Source organism: Sandarakinorhabdus sp. (assembly GCF_987265915.1).
Window position 1 is genome coordinate 960,516 of sequence record NZ_OZ503948.1, and the last position, 12,548, is coordinate 973,063.

The 12,548-nt window shown below is 66.3% G+C and carries 14 protein-coding genes; 11 read left to right on the plus strand and 3 right to left on the minus strand.

Translation table 11 applies throughout. From position 1 onward, the window contains the following. Positions 1-2: 2 nt before the first annotated feature. Together AC6UUM_RS04540 and AC6UUM_RS04545 are read right to left on the minus strand one after the other, a co-directional pair. Positions 3-1,541 carry an AarF/UbiB family protein gene (locus AC6UUM_RS04540; RefSeq protein ID WP_500804152.1) on the minus strand — a complete coding sequence of 513 codons (1,539 nt, stop codon included), beginning with the start codon at positions 1,539-1,541 and terminating at the stop codon, positions 3-5. A gap of 7 nt (positions 1,542-1,548) precedes the next feature. Next, positions 1,549-2,280: a class I SAM-dependent methyltransferase gene (locus tag AC6UUM_RS04545; protein ID WP_500804153.1), complete on the minus strand. Its 732-nt coding sequence runs from the start codon at positions 2,278-2,280 to the stop codon at positions 1,549-1,551. A gap of 71 nt (positions 2,281-2,351) precedes the next feature. On the opposite strand from AC6UUM_RS04545, the gene mutM reads away from it, so the two are divergent. From mutM to AC6UUM_RS04580, 7 genes are all read left to right on the plus strand, one after another. Next, positions 2,352-3,173 carry a bifunctional DNA-formamidopyrimidine glycosylase/DNA-(apurinic or apyrimidinic site) lyase gene (gene mutM, locus AC6UUM_RS04550; RefSeq protein ID WP_500804154.1) on the plus strand — a complete coding sequence of 274 codons (822 nt, stop codon included), beginning with the start codon at positions 2,352-2,354 and terminating at the stop codon, positions 3,171-3,173. Between the two features lie 136 nt (positions 3,174-3,309). Beyond that, entirely contained in the window at positions 3,310-3,576 is a 267-nt protein-coding gene (gene rpsT / locus AC6UUM_RS04555) for a 30S ribosomal protein S20 (protein ID WP_353200739.1), read from the plus strand. Positions 3,577-4,286: 710 nt separating this feature from the next. Further along, positions 4,287-5,705, plus strand: a complete 1,419-nt coding sequence (gene dnaA / locus AC6UUM_RS04560) for a chromosomal replication initiator protein DnaA (RefSeq protein WP_500804155.1) — start codon at positions 4,287-4,289, stop codon at positions 5,703-5,705. A gap of 24 nt (positions 5,706-5,729) precedes the next feature. Next, positions 5,730-6,596: a DMT family transporter gene (locus AC6UUM_RS04565; RefSeq protein ID WP_500804156.1), complete on the plus strand. Its 867-nt coding sequence runs from the start codon at positions 5,730-5,732 to the stop codon at positions 6,594-6,596. 81 nt (positions 6,597-6,677) lie between these two features. Next, the gene (locus AC6UUM_RS04570) at positions 6,678-7,457 is read left to right on the plus strand and encodes an SDR family NAD(P)-dependent oxidoreductase (RefSeq protein ID WP_500804157.1); all 780 of its coding nucleotides are present in this window, start codon (positions 6,678-6,680) and stop codon (positions 7,455-7,457) included. Positions 7,458-7,752: 295 nt separating this feature from the next. Next, positions 7,753-8,622, plus strand: coding sequence for an SIMPL domain-containing protein (locus AC6UUM_RS04575; protein WP_500804158.1), 870 nt, complete (start codon positions 7,753-7,755; stop codon positions 8,620-8,622). Between the two features lie 52 nt (positions 8,623-8,674). Continuing rightward, the gene (locus AC6UUM_RS04580) at positions 8,675-8,854 is read left to right on the plus strand and encodes a YegP family protein (protein WP_500804159.1); all 180 of its coding nucleotides are present in this window, start codon (positions 8,675-8,677) and stop codon (positions 8,852-8,854) included. A 112-nt stretch (positions 8,855-8,966) separates the two neighbouring features. Here AC6UUM_RS04580 and AC6UUM_RS04585 read toward each other — a convergent pair whose 3' ends face one another. After that, positions 8,967-9,251 carry a 4a-hydroxytetrahydrobiopterin dehydratase gene (locus AC6UUM_RS04585; RefSeq protein ID WP_500804160.1) on the minus strand — a complete coding sequence of 95 codons (285 nt, stop codon included), beginning with the start codon at positions 9,249-9,251 and terminating at the stop codon, positions 8,967-8,969. A gap of 33 nt (positions 9,252-9,284) precedes the next feature. Here AC6UUM_RS04585 and AC6UUM_RS04590 point away from each other — a divergent pair, with 33 nt between their 5' ends. The 4 genes from AC6UUM_RS04590 to madM all read left to right on the plus strand — a co-directional run bounded on the left by AC6UUM_RS04590 (position 9,285) and on the right by madM (position 12,412). Next, positions 9,285-9,668 carry a metallopeptidase family protein gene (locus AC6UUM_RS04590; RefSeq protein ID WP_500804161.1) on the plus strand — a complete coding sequence of 128 codons (384 nt, stop codon included), beginning with the start codon at positions 9,285-9,287 and terminating at the stop codon, positions 9,666-9,668. A gap of 88 nt (positions 9,669-9,756) precedes the next feature. After that, a complete protein-coding gene (locus AC6UUM_RS04595; protein WP_500804162.1) occupies positions 9,757-11,295 on the plus strand; it encodes an amidase in 1,539 nt (512 codons plus the stop codon). Next, a complete protein-coding gene (gene madL / locus AC6UUM_RS04600; RefSeq protein WP_500804163.1) occupies positions 11,295-11,651 on the plus strand; it encodes a malonate transporter subunit MadL in 357 nt (118 codons plus the stop codon). The genes AC6UUM_RS04595 and madL overlap by 1 nt, the downstream gene beginning before the upstream one ends. After that, entirely contained in the window at positions 11,648-12,412 is a 765-nt protein-coding gene (gene madM / locus AC6UUM_RS04605; protein WP_500804164.1) for a malonate transporter subunit MadM, read from the plus strand. Before madL ends, madM begins: the two co-directional genes overlap by 4 nt. Positions 12,413-12,548 lie beyond the last annotated feature (136 nt).

A 12,548-nucleotide genomic window follows, 5' to 3' on the forward strand; every position in this document is an offset into this window, starting at 1 on the left:
GGTCAGGCAAGCAGCACAACCGCCGCCGCACCAACGCCCGCCGCCAGCAGCAGCCAGCCCGTGCTCCACCCCGGCGTTCGCGCCGGCAGTGGCGGCAGCGGCGCCTGTGGCGGCGCGGCGCCGGGCATGGGGTTGGCGGCGACCCATTGCCGGAAGAGGCGCGGCAACTGGTTCAGCGCGCGCAGGTTGAGCACCAATGTATCGGCGATCAGCGCCTCGGGGCCCATCTCGTCGCGCACCCAATCCCGCACATAGGGTTCGGCGACTTCCCACATATTGACCTGCGGATCGATGGTCAGTGCGACGCCTTCGACCATCACCATGGTCTTTTGCAGCAGCAGCAGGTGCGGCTGTACCGGCATTTCGAAGCTGCGGGTGATGGAGAACAGGCCTTCGAGCAGCCCGGTGATGGCGATGTCCTTGGCCTGGCGGCCGCGGATTGGTTCGCCCACGGCGCGCAGGGCGGTGGCAAAGGCCGCCGGATTGTGGTGCGGCGGCACATAGCCGGCTTCGAAATGAATTTCGGCGACGCGGGCATAGTTGCCCGTGACGAGGCCGTGCAGGATTTCGGCGAGATACAGCCGGGCGCGGCGGTTGATGCGGCCGACGATGCCGAAATCGATCACGCCGATGCGGGCATGGTCGCAAGCCTCGCTTGGCGGAATGATGAACAAATTGCCCTGGTGCAGATCGGCGTGGAAAAAGCCCTTGGCGATGGCCTGGGCCAGGAAGCCATGCACCAGCACCCGCGCCAGATGCGCCCGATCGATGTCGAGCGCGGCCATGGCGGCCCGATCCGACACTTTGACACCATCGATCCAGTCTATGACCAGCATCTTGCGCGTCGAACGCTGCCAATCGACTGCGGGCACGACGAAATCGACTTCGCCGGCGAGGATCTCGCCCACTTCCGAACAATTGGCGGCTTCACGGCGCAGATCGAGTTCGGCGTCGATCCAGCCTTTGAAGGTGGCGATGATGGCGCGCGGGCGCAGCCGGGCGAATTCGCCGCCCAGCGATTCGAGGTGCCCGGCGGCCCATTCATAGGTTTTCAGCGCCGACGCGACATCGGCTTCGATGCCGGGGCGCAGCAGCTTGAGCGCAACCGCGCGGCCGTCGCTGGTGACGGCGCGGTGCACCTGTGCAATCGAGGCCGCGCCGACGGCGACCGGCTCGATGCTTTGGAACTTGTCCTGCCAGCGGCCGCCGCATGCGGCGTTGATCTGGGCTTCCATGGCGCTGAACGGCACGGGCGGCAGATTGTCTTGCAGACGGGCGAGATCGGCGGCCGCCTCCAGCCCGATCAGATCGGGGCGGGTGGCAAGTGCCTGGCCCAGCTTGATGGCGGCGGGGCCCACGGCCGCCAGCCCGCCGGCAAAATCCGCCGTTGTGGGTGCGCCGCTGCCAAATCGGGCGATGCGGGCGACAAGGCGGATGGCAAAGGGCAGCCGCGCGTCTTCGAAGGGCCGCAGCGCACCGTGGCGGGCCATGCGCCGGCCCCAGACAAGGAGCCGGCCGAGATGCCTGATGGCCTTCAGCATCGGGTAATCAGATCTTCCAGCCGCTGTGGATGGCAACCGCACCGCCCAGGATCGGGCGATATTTCACTTGGGCAAAGCCGGCCGCGCGGATCATCGCGGCAAATTCCGGCATCTTGGGGAAGCGGCGGATCGATTCGATCAGATAGCGATAGGAATCGCCATCCTTGGCGACCAGCTCGCCGATGCGCGGCACCAGCTTTTCGGAATAGACATCATAGATGTCGGCAAAGCCCGGCCAGGTCGTGGTGGAAAATTCGAGGCAGAAGAAGCGCCCGCCATAGCGGAGCACGCGGTGGGCTTCGGCCAGGGCGGCGGGAATGTCGGTGACGTTGCGGATGCCGAAGGCGATCGTATAGGCATCGAAGCTGCGATCCGGAAAATCCAGGCTTTCCGCATTCTGCTCGCGCCAGATCAGGCTGGTCAGGCCCCGCTCGGCGGCGCGCTCCATGCCGACGTCCAGCATGGACGGGTTGATATCGGCGACGGTGACATTGGCGCCCGATGCCTCCATGCGAAAGGCGATGTCGCCGGTGCCGCCGGCCATGTCCAGGATATCCTCGCCAGCGCGCGGGTTCACCAGCCGGACGAAATCATCCTTCCACAGCCGGTGCATGCCCGCCGACATCAGATCGTTCATGATGTCATAGCGCTTGGCGACCGATCGGAAGACTTCGCCCACCCGGCGGGTCTTCTCCTCGGGTTGCACTTCTTCGTAACCGAAGCTGACGGTCTCGCTCATCACCTGTCCTTTTCGAAGGCGCGGCTTAGCCGAGGCTTGGCGGCCATGCAAACGCCGCCTATGTCGCGGGGATGCCGGAACTCCCTGAAGTCGAAACTGTCATGCGCGGCCTCGCACCCGTGTGGGAGGGGCAGGTCTTCACAAGGGTGGTCGCACACCGCCCCGATCTGCGCCGGCCGCTGCCCGAGGCGCTCGGCCAGCGGCTGACCGGTGCGACCGTCGTGCGATTGGGCCGGCGCGCCAAATATGGGCTGGTCGAGACCGATCGCGGTGACACGCTGGTGCTGCACCTGGGCATGTCGGGCCGCATGCGCGTCGATCCTGATGCGATCGGCAAACATGACCATATCGTCTTCGAAACCGGCAATGGCCGCGTCGTGGCGTTCAACGATGCCCGGCGCTTCGGCAGCCTTGATCTGGTGGAAACGGCGATGGCGAACGCGCACCCGCTGCTGGCCGGGATCGGCCCGGAGCCGCTGGGGCCGGACTTTGGTCTGCCGCTGCTCACCCGCATCTTTGCCGACCGGCTGGCTCCGGCCAAGGCCATATTGCTCGATCAGCGGCTGATCGCGGGCCTGGGCAATATCTATGTGTGTGAGGCGTTGTTCCGCGCCGGCATCCACCCCGAAACGCCGGGCGGCAAGGTGACGGCCGCGCAGCTGCAGCGGCTGGCGCCAGCGATTCCGGCGGTGCTGATGGAGGCGATTGCAGCCGGCGGTTCCACCCTGCGCGATCATGCGGCGCCCGATGGCACGCTGGGCTATTTCCAGAAGGATTTTGCCGTCTATGGCCGCGAAGGCGAAGCGTGCGCAGGGTGCGCCGCGCCGGTGGCGCGCATCGTGCAATCGGGCCGGTCCAGCTTCTTCTGCCCGGCCTGCCAGCCTGCGGCGTGAATCACTTGACGATGTGGCAAGCCTCACCTATTGCGCTCGGCTTCCGGCGTGTACCCGTGTGGTGAACGTCGATGCGGTCTGTCCGGTATGGGCCAACCGCAGAACCAAGTTTCACAGATGATATTGCAGGACACCAATGGCCAACACGCCTCAGGCTGAAAAGCGCATTCGCCGCAACGACCGCCGCGCCGCCATCAACAAGGCGCGCGTCAGCCGCATCCGTACCTTCGTGAAGAAGGTCGAATCGAGCCTGGCCGCCGGCGATGGCGCTGCCGCTGCCGAAGCGTTGAAGGCGGCCCAGCCCGAAATGATGCGCGGCGTTGCCAAGGGCGTGCTGCATAAGAACACCGTGTCGCGCAAGATCAGCCGGCTTGCCAGCCGGGTGAAGGCGCTCACCGCCTGACGTGCGCGCAGCGCACGCAGCGCTGCGGCCACATCGATCCATGACGGGGTTCGCCATTGCGGCGGGCCCCGTTGTCGTTTCGGCGCACCGCCGCCCGAATCGCTACGGGGGGTTTGGCCGGCTTGGCCGATTCGCGCCGCGCTGATCGCCTTTGTGGTGGCCAAGGCCGGAACGTTCCCGGAACGGGCGCGCTGCTGCGCTGATGATCCCCCGCAGGGCGCCGCCGCCGCCGACAAATTGCCTGTCACGAAAGCGTCATTGCTTTGACACAAAAAACCAAGCACTTGGCGGTTCGGACAGCCCGGCGAAGCCCGCGCCGTCCATCCGATTCGGCGCGTGATTCCAGATGCTTGGAAGCCTCTCGAAGGAGGGGCTGTCACATGGCTGTCAATCCTTTTATTTGGAGCCGGATGCAAATTGGCTGCTTGCCGGCACCCCGGACGCTTGCTTAATTGACCCTCGGTTTGACCCGGCCGGCGTCCCCATCGCCATCAGGGTCAATCGCATGGACATGATATCGGCTGTGCCCCGATCCGGGCGCGGATGGCGGTTTGCGCCCTCGCTGCAAGCTATGGCGCAGTGTGCGGACGGACGATGAAACGAACGGGTGCCCCAACGGGTGCCCCGAACAGTTGGTTGGCAGGGCCGGAGGCGGCAGAAGGGTGGAATGCGTGTTGTCGTCTTTTGCATCAGCAACGTCTGCATCTGCCATGCCGGTGGTTCCGGCCGGGCGTGAGTCGACCGCGCTTGGCAACGGCGACGCGGTGGATCTGCAAGCGCGCGATCTGCCGTGTGCGCTGGCAGGCGAGCTCTGGAGCCGCGTGCGCATCGCGCTGCGCCAGGATGCCGGGGATCACAGCTTCGATGCCTGGCTGGCGCCGCTGGCCCTGCTGGCTGCCGATGACGACACGGTGAGGCTCGCCGCACCGACGGCCTTTGCCGCCGATTGGGTGACCAGCCATTATGCCGATCTGCTCCGCCGCCATTGGGCCGTCCAGCGCCCGGCGCTTCGCCGCGTGCTGATCGAGGTTGGCGGCGCTGCCGCCGCCGCACCGCCTGCCGCCCCCGCCGCCAAGCCTGCCGCGCCGGCGGTGGTGCGCCAGGCGCTGCCCGTCGATCCCCGCTACAATTTCGACAATTTCGTCGTCGGCAAATCGAACGAGCTCGCCTACAATGCGGCGCTGGCCATGGCCGAGCCGGGTGCGCCGGGCTTCAACCCGCTGTTCCTGCATGGCACCACCGGGCTGGGCAAGACCCATCTGATGCACGCCATCGGCAATGCCTATCTGGCGCGCCACGCGCACGCCAAGGTCGCCTATCTGTCGGCCGAAAAATTCATGGTGGAATTCCTGGCCGCGATGCGCGCCAAGGACACGATCAGCTTCAAGCAGCGGTTGCGCTCGGTCGATCTGTTGATGATCGATGATGTGCAGTTCATCGCCGGCAAGGAATCGACGCAGGAAGAATTTTTCCACACGATGAACGAGATCATCGGCGCCGGGAAACGCCTGGTGATCACCGCCGATCGTAGCCCGCAGAACCTGGAAGGCATTCAGGATCGCATCCTGTCGCGCATGGCCTGGGGCCTGGTCGCCGATATCAATCCGGCCGATTACGAGCTGCGCCTGAACATCCTGCACGCCAAGGTCAGCACGCTGGCCAATCGCGTGGCGGTGCCCGATGATGTGATCGAGTTTCTGGCCCGCAAGATCACTGCCAATGTGCGCGAGCTGGAAGGCGCGCTCAATCGCGTCACCGCCTTCGCCTTGTTGGTGAACAAGCCGATCACGCTGGAATTCACCCGGGAAACCCTCGCCGATCTTCTGCGCGCCCACGAAAAGAAACTCACCATCGATGAGATCCAGCGCAAGGTGGCGGACTATTACGGGCTGAAGATGACCGACCTCTTGTCGGAACGCCGGTCGCGTGAAGTCGCCCGGCCGCGCCAGATCGCCATGTATCTCGCCAAGAAGCTCACGCCGCGCTCCTTGCCGGAAATCGGCCGCCGCTTTGGCAACCGCGATCACACCACGGTGATGCACGCAGTGAAGAAGGTGGAGGAGCTGCGCGGCAAGGACCCGGAGATCGACAGCGACGTCGCCACCCTGGCACGCCTGCTGGACGGCTGAGACTTCGCGGCCTAACCCGGCTGGGTGCAGCGCCTCTTTCGTTCTGGTCCCTTTTGGTTCGTCCTGTCCTGTTTCGCCTTTGCGGCGATGTGGGTGATGATCCGTTATGCCGCGCGCCAGTTGCACAGTTTCGAGATCGTGTTTTTCCGCAACGCGCTGGGCCTGCTGTTCCTGATGCCGATGATCTTCGGCACGCCTGGCCTGATTCGCCGGGATCGGCTGCGCGTGCATCTCGGCCGCGCGACATCGGGCTTCATCGCCACCATGGGCACCTTCTATGCGGTGGCCAATGCCCCGCTCGCCGATGTGCTGGCCATCAACTACACGGCGCCGCTGTTCGGCACGATCGGGGCCGTGCTGATGCTCGGCGAAGTCATCCGCGCGCGGCGGGTCGCGGCGCTGGCGGTGGGCTTTGCCGGCATGTTGCTGGTGCTGCGCCCCGGTTCGGTGCCGATGACCGCCGGCATTCTTGCGGCGATCATTTCGGCAGTGTCCACCGGTTATTCGATTGTCGCCATGCGCACGCTGGTCGGCGTGGACGACAGCCGCGCCGTCGCCGCCTGGACCTTCATCCTCACCACCCTGCCCAGTCTGGGCGTTGCGCTGTTCGTGTGGACACCGCCGCCGCCGGCCGTGTGGCCCTTGCTGGCCGGCATCGGCGCGATGGCGGCGGCGGGCCAATTGACCCTGGCCCGCGCCTTCTCGCTGTCCGAAGCCTCGGCGGTGCTGCCGCTGGATTTCGTGCGCTTTGGCCTGATCACCGCGGCTGGCGTGCTGTTGTTTGGGGAGCGTTATGATCTGCTTACCCTGGCCGGCGGCGCCCTGATTCTGGCTTCCACCATCTATCTTGCGGTGCGCGAGGCGCAGATCAGGCGGCAGGCGCGGCACTGATCGGGCTGGCGGTTTGGAAAGGTTGCGTGGGCCGGCGCTGCTGCCCATAACCAGGGGGATCAACAAAACGGGGAGTTTGAAATGGATCTGCAAGGTTTGTCAGCCGTGATCACCGGCGGGGCCTCTGGCCTGGGCGCAGCCACGGCGCGGCTGCTGGCCAGCCATGGCGTCAAGGTGGCGATTTTCGACATGAACGCCGAAAAAGGCGAAGCGGTCGCCGCCGAACTGGGCGGTGTGTTCTGCAATGTGAATGTGACGGATGAGGCTTCTGTCGATGCCGGCTTCGCCAAGGCGCGCGCCGCCATCGGCCAGGAACGCATCCTGATCAACTGCGCCGGCACCGGCAATGCGATCAAGACCGCCAGCCGGTCGAAGGAAGATGGCAGCATCAAGCATTTCCCGCTGGAAGCGTTTGACCGCATCATCCAGATCAACCTGGTCGGCACCTTCCGCTGCATCGCCAAATCGGCTGCCGGCATGCTGAGCCTGCCGCCGATGGAAAATGGCGAGCGCGGCGCCATCGTCAACACCGCCAGCGTCGCCGCCGAAGACGGCCAGATCGGCCAGGCCGCCTATTCGGCATCGAAGGGCGGCGTTGTCGGCATGACCCTGCCCATCGCCCGCGATCTGTCCAGCGAAGGCATCCGGGTGAACACCATCCTGCCCGGCATCTTCAACACGCCGCTGCTGCAAGGTGCGCCGCAGCCGGTGAAGGACGCGCTGGGCGCCCAGGTGCCGTTCCCGAAGCGGCTGGGCAATCCGGAGGAATATGCGTCACTGGCGGTGGAGATGTGCCGGAACTCCTATTTCAACGGCGAGGATGTGCGGTTGGACGGGGCGATAAGGATGGCGCCGCGATAATCGCAGCCGGGCGCGAAAATAGCGCAGCTATTTTCCGACTCCGGCAAGATCGGCCAGCGACCGAAAAAGGCGGCCCCCCAGCCGCCTTTTTTGTGTCGTCTGACGGCGCGGCTTTGCCGCGCTCTTTCTTTCTTCCTTGACCATCCCAGCGGACTCGGCGGCTTTGCCGCCGGCCGCGCTCGTCAGGCCTGAATTCGGTCCCGGCGGCACGTCCCCACCCCCGGCCCCTCTCCTGAAGAGGAGGGGGGATATTCATTCATCAAAGCGCAACCATCCCCGCGCCATGCTGCCCCGCATGAGACACGCCCTCCTCCTCGCCGCCCTGATCGCCGCGCCTGCGCTGGCGCAGACCCCGCCCGCCACCATCGGCCAGCCCTATATCCCCGCCCCGTGGTGGATGAAGGAGCCGGTGATTGCGTCGATGGGCCATGTCCGCACCGAGGTGCCCGCGAATCGCGCGCGCTTTGCGGTGCGATTCTCGGTGGTGGAAAAAACCGCGGCGGCCGCGACCAGTGCCGCCACCGCGAAGGCCCGCGAACTTGATGCGGCGCTGGCCGCGCTGGGGGCAGAGCGGGTGCGGCTGAACACCAGCCTTTCGACCCGGCCGCTCTATGATCAATATCGCCAGAAGGACGGCACTTTGGTCGATAATCAACGCGCCGACCGCATCGATGCCTATGAGGTGACCGCTGACCTCGCCATCGAAGTGCGCGACATGGCACTGCTGGAGCGCGCCTATCGGCTGGCGGTGGCCGCGCAACCGTCCGCCATCGATCGGCCGAGCTTCAGTCTGCAACCCGACAACGAGCTGAAAAGCTGGCTCTATGAAGCGGCGGTCAAGGATGCCGCCCGCCGGGCCCGGCAGGCCAGCGCTGCGGCCGGGGCGCGGCTGGGGCCAGTGAAGATCATCGATCCGTCGGGCAGCGTCTGTACCACGCAGGTGCTCGCCGGCTGGCCGAGCTATGGCGGCGCCGCAGCGGCCACCGATGTGGACGCGCCGCCGATCATGGTCACCGGCAGCCGCATGGCCATGGCCGCGCCGCCGCCGCCCGCGCCGCCGTCGCTGGAAGATCGCGCCGAGGCCGTGCAGGTGACGTTGCAGCCCCCCTTGCGTGAACTGACCGCGCAGGCCTGCGTGATCCATGGCCTCGCCGGACCCGGTTGACGCCGCCGGAATCGCGTAATAGCCTTTGCTTGAAACAGGGGAGGAGCGGCATATGGCCCACAAGTTCGAACTTTATAAGGACAAGGCCGGCGAGTATCGGGTCCGCTTCATGTACAACAGCGAAGTGATGTTCTCGACCCAGGGCTATTCATCCAAGGCCTCGGCGGTGAATGCCATTGAATCGATCAAGAAAAACGGTCCCGGCGCCCCGACCGTCGAGCCCGAAGGCTGAGCAACAAGCGCTTGGCCGAAGGCTGATCCGAGCAGCCTGACCATGGGCCGGCCGGTACCGCAAGGTGCCGGCCTTCCTGTTTCCGGGGTATGGCGCTTCAGCCGACCCCCCGTCAGCCCACCAGCGCGTCGATGGCCTGCGCCAGTTTCACATCCCGCGCCGAAAGCCCGCCGGCATCATGGGTGGTCAGGGCGATATCGACCTTGTTGTACACGTTGAACCATTCCGGGTGATGGCCCTGCGCCTCGGCCAACAGCGCCACCCGGTTCATGAACCCCCAGGCCTGGCTGAAATCGCGAAACCGATAGCTGCGGCGGATATGCTCGCCGTCCAGCCGCCAGCCGGGCACATCGATGGCCAGCGCGGCGCGTGCGGCAGAGTCCAGTCTCTCGACCATGGCAATGATCCTTTCTAAGGGTGGCAGATGCAAATGGCCCCGTCCCTTGCCGACATCGAAGCCCTCGCACAAGCCGCGGTCGAGCGCCTGCCGCTGCTGTTCCGCCAGCATCTCGCCAGCCTGATCCTGCGCGTCGAGGATTTCCCCGACGATGACGTGATGGCCGAAATGGAACTGGAAACGCCGTGGGACCTGCTCGGCCTCTATTGGGGCCGGCCTGTCGGCATGAAGGGCGATGAGCCGTCGGGCGCGCTGCCGGACATGATCTTCCTTTATCGCCGGCCGCTGCTCGACCTGTGGGCGGAGGGCGAAGAGTCGCTGGAGGGGCTGGTGACGCATGTGCTGGTGCACGAGGTCGGCCATCATTTCGGGCTGAGCGATGATGATATGGAGGCGATCGAAGCGGCGGCGAAGTGATGCAGCACCGTCATTCGGGCCGCTTGCCAGCCCGCCGGGCTTCGGCAACAAGTTGGGGTGGAGCGCCGGGGGGCGCGAGGAGGGGCAGATGAGCGGATTTTCCGGTACGCGGCGGCAGTTTCTGGCCCAGATTGCGGGTGGCGCGGGCGCATTGGCACTGGCGCCGGGGGTGGCGCAGGCCAAGTCCGCGCCGCTTGATCCGCTGCTGGCCATGCCAGGGCGCGATCTGGCCGGAATGATCGCGGCGAAGAAGGTGAGCGCCGTCGAGACGCTGCAGGCGGTGCTGGCGCAGATCGCGCGGCACAATCCGGCGCACAATGCGGTGGTGGCGCTGCAGGACGGGGACAAATTGCTGGGCCAGGCCCGCGCCATGGATGCGCGGCTGGTGGCTGGTGAAAAGCCCGGGCCGCTCTTCGGCATGCCCTGGGCGGTGAAGGATCTGGCCGGCGTGATCGGCATCCGCACCACCAATGGCTCCCTGGTCAACAAGGACATGATCCCGACCAGCGAAGGCATCATGGTGCAGCGGTTGCGCAGCGCCGGCGCGCTGTTCATCGGCAAGACCAATGCGCCGGAATTCGGCCTGGGATCGCACACCATCAACCGCGTCTATGGCCCCACCCGCAACACCTGGGATACGGCGAAATCCGCCGGTGGCAGCAGCGGTGGGGCGGGGGTGGCGCTGGGCTTGCGCATGGTTCCGCTCGCCGATGGATCGGATTTCGGCGGTTCGCTGCGCAATCCGGCGGTGTGGAACAATGTCTTCGGGTTTCGCACCACGCTGGGCACCATCCCGTCGGAAGGCGGCGAGCAGTGGATTTCCAAGATGAGCACGTCCGGCCCGATGGCGCGGCATGTGTCTGATCTGGGGCTGGTGCTGTCGGTGATGGCCGGACCGCATCCCGGCGTGCTGGGGTCGTTGCCGGTGGAACCAAGCAGCTTTGCCGCGCCGCTGGGGGCAGACCACAAGGGCACGCGCATCGGCTGGCTCGGCGATTGGGGCGGGCGCGTGCCGCATGATCCGGCCGTCATGCGCATCTGCGAGGGCGCACTGCCGGCGTTTCGCAGCCTGGGCTGCGTTGTGGATGAAGCCCGCGTGGATCACGCGATCGAGCCGGTGTGGCAGGCGCTGATGTTGCTGCGCAGCTGGACATCGGGCACCGGCCTGCAACGCTATGCCGACAATCCGGCGACGCGCGATCTGATCGGGCCGCAGGCGCATTGGGAGATTGCCAACAGCCGCAATATCACCGGCGCGGCTGTGCTGAATGCCTCCACGGTGCGCACCGCCTGGACGCGCGCAGTGGACAAATTGTTCGAAAACCATGATTTCCTGATCGCCCCGGCGGTGCAGCTGCTGCCCTTCCCGGTTGAGCAGCTCTGGCCCACGCAGGTGAACGGGCAGACGATGCGCACCTATCACGAATGGATGCTCGGTACCTTCCTGGTGACGATGACCGGCCTGCCGGCGCTGGCGGCACCGGCCGGCTTCTCTGCCGATGGCCTGCCCGCCGGCATCCAGATCATCGGCCGCCGCGGCGCCGATCTGGCCTGCCTGAAATTGGCGCATGCCTATGAACAGGCGATGCGGCCGGTGCTCAGCCGCCTGCCGCCGGGTCTCGCCTGATGGTCGTCTATGGCGTGGCGGTGCTGGCCGGCTGCACGTTGGTCGGGCTCTATGTCGGCGATCTGCTCGGCGCGGCGCTGGGCTTGCAAGCCAATGTCGGCGGCGTCGGCATCGCCATGCTGCTGATGATCGCCTGCACCAATGTGCGCGGTGCGCCACTGCGCCCGGGCACGCCAGCGGGCAGCGGCGTCGATTTCTGGAGCCTGATGTATATCCCGATCATCGTCGCCATGGCGGCGCAGCAGAATGTGGCGGCGGCGGTGTCGGGCGGGGCGATGGCGATGCTGGCGGGTGTGGCGGCGGTGGTGGCCGGCTTTGCGCTGGTGCCGGTGCTGGCGCGCTTGTCTCGCAAATGATCGGGCTGGAAAAATTCGCTGCCGCCAATGGCCTGCTCGTCGGATTCCTGTTCGTCGGGCTGGTGATGGCGCTGGCCTATACGATCGCCCGCCATCTTACCCGCGGGCTGCTGCACGGATCGGCGATCGCCATTGCCATGGGGCTGCTGCTGGCCTGGGTGGCCGGCGAACAGACCGGCGGCGCCAAGGGCGTGGCGGATTGGCCGCTGCTGGCCGGAGTCGGTGTGCTGGGCGGATCGATGTTCCGCGATTTTGCCGTCGTCGCCACGGCCTTTGGGGTGCGCCTGTCCGATCTGCGCAGCGCCGGCTGGGTGGCGGCGCTGTCCATCCCGCTCGGCGTCGTGGTCTCGTTCGTGTGCGGGGCGGTGGTGGCTTATGGCTTTGGCGTGCGCGATCCGGTGGCGATCACCACGATTGGCGCCGGCGCTGCCACCTATATCGTCGGGCCGGTGACCGGCGCCTCGCTGGGGGCGGCCTCCGACATCATTTCGCTCAGCATTGCGGCCGGCCTGGTGAAGGCGGTGCTGGTGATGATTGCCACCCCGCTGGTGGCGCGGCGCATCGGATTGGACAATCCAGCCAGCGCGATGGTCTATGGCGGGCTGATGGGCACCAACAGCGGTGTGACCGGCGGCCTGGCCGCGACTGATCCCAAGCTCGTGCCCTATGGCGCGATGACGGCCACCTTCTACACCGGCCTCGGCTGCCTGATGGGGCCGTCGGTGCTGTTCCTGGCCGTGAAAGCGCTGATTGGCGGGTAGGAACATCCGCAGCCCGGCGCCGCCCGATCCGCAGGCCACTGCCACGGCACCGGCCGTCGCCTGATCCACGAACATGATCGATCATATCCCCAACCGCAGCGGGTGCCGCTGCGGCGCGCGCCCGGCTGCGACGTTT